Below are 930 nucleotides of genomic sequence, written 5' to 3'. Positions count from 1 at the left end.
TTCATGGAACCCGCGGTGGAGCCATCGAGCGTGTACGTCGTCGTCTTGACGGAAACGGTACCATCGGACGCGCGAACGAAGCTGGAAACGACTGTGCCATCAAGCGTCGAGGTGCCGGTATCGGTACCCCCGGCAATCCAGTTTTCACCGGAGAAGGAGGCGGATTCGGCGATCGACATCAACTGGTCCTGAAGCTGAGCAATTTCCTCCTGGACTTTCGCCTTGTCGACACCTTCTTCCGTAGCGGCAACAACCTTGGCCTTGATTTCCTTCACGACATCGATGGCCGATTCCATGCCGGCGTAAGCGGTGTCGACCTTGGCGGCGCCGAGGCCGAGAGCGTCCTGAACGGCGGAGAGCGCCATGTTGTCGGAACGCATCGTGGTGGCGATCGACCAGTAGGCGGCGTTGTCGGACGCTTCACCGACGCGCAGGCCCGAAGAAACGCGGCCCTGCGTCGTCTCCATGTTGTCGTCGATGGCGCGGAGGGTCTGAAGTGCGGCCATCGCCGCCGTGTTCGTCAGGATGCTGGTCATGGTCTGCTCGCCCCTCGAATGGCATTAGAATGGTTTGAACATTCCGGATCGCCGCCGGGAACGAATGGTCGGCGTCATGCCTGTTAACCCGCTGGTGACCTTGGTTAACTCATCGTTTCGATGCGGCCAGCTAAAGCCAACGTGGTTAACAAAGTCTAAAGGCGGGTTAACAAAATTAACAAAACCTAACAAATTCCTTGCGCGGGAGCCCAAAAGCGGAAAAGCCGCACCTTCGCAAGGTGCGGCTTTCTGGGGCGTTCAGCAATCGTGAGCGGACTAGGGATCGACAGATCCCTAACCCTACCCTGCCGATTAACGGAAGAGCTGGAGGATGTTTTCCGAGTTGCTGTTGGCGATCGACAGCGACTGGACGGCGAGCTGCTGCTGCGTCTGC

General features: G+C 58.6%; 1 protein-coding gene. It reads right to left on the bottom strand.

What is annotated here, in order from left to right:
• Positions 1–536 (bottom strand): flagellin N-terminal helical domain-containing protein (locus N181_RS11075; protein WP_483439685.1); only part of this gene is annotated, 536 nt, incomplete at its 3' end.
• Positions 537–930 lie beyond the last annotated feature (394 nt).

Source organism: Sinorhizobium fredii USDA 205 (assembly GCF_001461695.1).
Classification (GTDB): Bacteria; Pseudomonadota; Alphaproteobacteria; order Rhizobiales; family Rhizobiaceae; genus Sinorhizobium; species Sinorhizobium fredii.
Note: the sequence above shows the minus strand (reverse complement) of the source record. Positions and strands in the feature narration are given on the sequence as shown.